3 protein-coding genes are annotated in these 4,192 nt (G+C 70.9%); all 3 read left to right on the top strand.

All coding sequences use genetic code 11. The features are described 5' to 3' along the window. Positions 1-1,564: penicillin-binding transpeptidase domain-containing protein (locus G6019_RS13025; protein ID WP_182613112.1), on the top strand; the 1,564-nt coding region annotated here is incomplete at its 5' end. Positions 1,565-1,582: 18 nt separating this feature from the next. Then, on the top strand, positions 1,583-2,467 hold the full coding sequence (locus G6019_RS13020; protein ID WP_182613111.1) for an SDR family NAD(P)-dependent oxidoreductase: 885 nt from the start codon (positions 1,583-1,585) through the stop codon (positions 2,465-2,467). A gap of 30 nt (positions 2,468-2,497) precedes the next feature. Then, on the top strand, positions 2,498-4,192 hold a 1,695-nt coding region (locus G6019_RS13015; RefSeq protein WP_241726036.1), incomplete at its 3' end, for an acyl-CoA dehydrogenase.

Below are 4,192 nucleotides of genomic sequence, written 5' to 3'. Positions count from 1 at the left end.
CGACGACGACGAGGCGGGCTCCGACCCGGCCGGCGGGACCCCCGGCGCGGAAGCCGCCCCCCGCATCGTCACGACCACCGGCGAGGCGCGGACCACCAGGGTCGGCGAGGACTGGAGGGTCGAGTGGTCGCCGACGATCCTCGACACCCGCCTCGAGCCGGGGGGCACCCTGGCCTTCTCCGAGATCCTGGACTACGACACCTCGGTTCTCGACCGCACGGGCGAACCGCTGCTGCAGTGGACTCCGGTGACCGCGGTGACCCTGGCGCCGGGGGCGGTGGAGTCCGCGGACGCGGTCGCGGCGTTGGTCAGCCCCGTGGTGCCGACGATCACCGGGCAGACGATCCGCGACGGCATGGCCGAGGCCGGCGACCAGCCGTACCAGATCGTCGCGCTCCGCCCGTCCGACATCGACCCGATCCGCGAGCAGCTCGCCGCCGTCCCGGGGGTGACGCTCCCCGAACGCGGGGATCTCATCCGCACCGACCGCAGCCTGACCTCTCCTGCGATCAACAATCTGCCGACCGCGTGGATGGACGCGATCGCCGCGAAAGGTGGCTGGACCGCGGAGATCGTCAATCCCGACGCGGAACCGATCGAGCTCGGCAGCGCCCCGGTGGGCCAGGTCGACGACCTCGTCTCCACGCTGCAGATCTCGATGCAACGGGCGGCCCAGCAGGCGGTGGACTCCTCCGCCCTGGGAGCGTCGATCGTGGCGATCCAGCCCTCGACCGGCGGAATCCTGGCCGTGGCACAGAACTCCGTCGCCGACCGGCAGGGGCCGGTGTCCATGCAGGGCCGCTTCCCGCCGGGGTCGACGTTCAAGATCGTCACCACGGCCGCGGCGCTCGAGGCCGGCGTCGTCGGCCCGGACGAGGTCGTGCCCTGCCCGGCCTCGGTGACCGTGTCCGGGCGCACGATCCCCAACGACGATGACTTCGAACTCGGCCCGGTCCCGCTGGAGACCGCGTTCGCCCGCTCGTGCAACACCAGCCAGGCCGTCATCAGCGACCGGCTCTCGCCGGAGGCCATGAAGGACACGGCCGCGAAGCTCGGGCTGGGAGTCGGGTTCTTCGCCCCCGGTCTCGGTGTGGACACCTACACCGGGTCCGTGCCCGTCACCGAACAGGGTCCGGCCCGTGTGGAGGCGGCGATCGGGCAGGGCGAGGTGCTGGCCAGCCCGTTCGGGATGGCGGTCATGACGGCCTCGCTGGCGGGCGGCGGGCGGATGATCCTGCCGCACGTGGTCGACGGGATGCCCGCCACCGCCAACGACACTCCGGAACCCCTGGACCCGGGTGTGGTGGACACCCTGCGCCGGTACATGGAACAGACCGTGCGATCGGGCACCGCGACGGCTGCGAACTCGATCCCCGGACTCGGGGGCAAGACCGGGACGGCCGAGGTCGGCACCGGCCCCGCCCACGGGTGGTTCGTCGGCTCCACCGGGGACATCGCGCTCGCGGTCCTCATCGAGGGCGCCGACTCCTCGGGCCCGGCCGTGTCGATGGCCGCGCAGTTCCTCGGTGCCGCGGGACAGCCCGCACCGCTGGCACGGGGCTGACCCGGTAGGTTTCGCCTCATGCGTCTTCCCCACCTCCCCGTGTCCGGTCTCCCCGTCCCCGGCCTCGACCGGATACCGTTCGTCTCCTCCCCCTCCCCCGCGGACACCAATCGCCGGGTCCTGGTCACCGGCGGGGCGTCGGGTCTCGGCCTGGCCCTGGCCACGGCGTTCCTCGAGCGCGGTGACCGCGTGATGATCGCGGACCTCGCGGCCACCGACGACCGGCCGGACTCGCTGCCCGCCGACGCCCGCTATCTGCGTCTGGACGTGCGCTCCGAGGAGGAATGGCAGGCGGCGCGCGCCGAGGTCGAGAAGACCTGGGGCGGGCTGGACGTGCTGGTCAACAACGCCGGGATCGCGCAGGGCGGCCGCATCGAGTACCTCACCGAGGAGGACTGGCGGCTCATCACGGACATCAACCTGCTGGGTGTCGCGCGCGGGTGCCGCACTTTCGTCCCGATGCTCAAGGCCCAGGGCCGGGGGCACCTCGTCAACACGGCGTCCCTCGCCGGCCTCGTACACCCGCCGACCATGGCCTCCTATACAGCGGTCAAGGCGGCCGTGGTCGCGATCTCCGAGACCCTGCGGTGGGAACTGGAGCCGTTCGGGGTCGACGTCTCCGTGCTGTGCCCGTCGTTCTTCCGCACCAACCTGGCCTCGAGCCTGAACTCCTCCGACCCCGCCGCGAGCGCGTTCGCGAGCAAGCTCATCGACCGCTCCGAGCGCGGTGCGGACGAGATCGCCGCCGAGGTGATGACCGGACTGGACGCGAAGCGGTTCCTGATCCTGCCCGACCCGGACGCCCGGAAGGCCTACCGCGGCAAACGGTTCATGCCCGCCGCGTACGCCAGGACCATGCTCGGCATGGGCCAGAGGTTCGCCCGGGCCACCGGCGGGAGCTGACGGCCGCGGCCGGCCGGGTAGCCTGCGGCTATGGCTCCCTCGAATACCCTTCCCTCGACCGTGATGTCCCGGGCCGACATGGACTTCCTGCTCCATGACTGGCTCCGGGTGTCCGAGCTGTGTGGGCGCGAGCGGTACTCGGACCACTCGCGCGAGACCATCGACTCCGTGGTCGACCTGTCGGCCGAACTCGCCGAGAAGTACTTCGCTCCCCACAACCGCACGGCCGACCTCAACGAGCCCAGACTCGTGGGCGAAGAGGTCGAACTGATCCCGGAGATCGCCGAGGCCCTGCGCCGCTTCGCCGACGCGGACCTGGTGGGCGCCGCGATGGACTCCCGGGTCGGGGGCATGCAGTTGCCGTACACCGCGTACCTGGCGTGCATGGCGTGGTTCTACGCCGCCAACGTCTCCACCGCCGCGTACCCACTGCTCACCACCGGCAACGCCAACCTGTTGATCGAACACGGTTCCGAGGAGCAGATCGAGCGGTACGTCCGGCCCATGGTCGAGGGTCGCTTCACCGGGACCATGTGCCTGTCCGAGCCACAGGCCGGCTCCAACCTCGCCGACATCACCACCCGCGCCGAGCCGCAGGACGACGGGACCTACCGGCTGTTCGGGCAGAAGATGTGGATCTCCGGCGGCGAGCACCAGATGTCCGAGAACATCGTGCACCTGGTGCTGGCCAAGGTGCCCGGTTCGCCGGCCGGTACCCGCGGCATCAGCCTGTTCGTCGTGCCGAAGTTCCTGGTCGACGAGGACGGGTCGATCGGGGAGCGCAACGACATCGTGATCACCGGCCTCAACCACAAGATGGGCTTCCGCGGCACGGTCAACACCATGCCCACCCTCGGCCAGGGCATGCACACCCCCGGCGGCCGGCCGGGCGCTGTCGGGTACCTCGTGGGCGAGGAGAACACCGGCCTCAAGAAGATGTTCACCATGATGAACGAGGCCCGGCTCGGCGTCGGCCTTGGCGCCACGGCACTCGGATACACCGGCTACCTCAAGTCGCTCGACTACGCGCGCACCCGTCCGCAGGGCCGGGCACCCGGTTCCGATCCGTCCTCGCCGCAGGTCATGCTGACCGGTCACGCCGACGTGCGGCGGATGTTGCTGGCCCAGAAATCGTACGTGGAGGGAGCGCTCGCGCTGGGGTTGTTCTGCGCGCGACTCGTCGACGAGGAGAGGACCGGCTCGCCGGAGGAGGCCGTGGCCGCCTCGACCCTCCTGGACGTGCTCACCCCGATCGCAAAGTCGTGGCCGTCGCAGTGGTGCCTCAAGGCCAACGAGTTGGCGGTGCAGGTGCTGGGTGGTGCCGGCTACACCATCGACTACGACGTGGAACAGCACTACCGCGACAACCGGCTCAACCCGATCCACGAGGGCACGCACGGGATCCAGGCCCAGGACCTGCTCGGGCGCAAGGTCCTCGCCGGAGGTGGCGCCGGTCTCGCCGCGCTCAGCGAGCGCATCGCCGCCACCTGCGACCGCGCGGATGCGGCAGGCGGCGCGGTCGAGGAGTTCGCCGCACTGCTCCGACCCCGGGTGACACGACTGATCGAGGTGACCACCGCACTCGCGGGGGTCGGGGCGACCGACCCGGAGGCGTTCCTGGCCGACGCCACGGAGTATCTCGAGGCCACAGGGCACATCGTGATCGCCTGGATCTGGTTGGAGCAGGTGCTCGCCCTGGGGGGCCGTATCGACGACGACACCGAC

The organism is Dietzia sp. DQ12-76, assembly GCF_014145045.1.
Classification (GTDB): domain Bacteria; phylum Actinomycetota; class Actinomycetes; order Mycobacteriales; family Mycobacteriaceae; genus Dietzia.
This window is presented reverse-complemented; position numbering and strand designations above follow the sequence as displayed.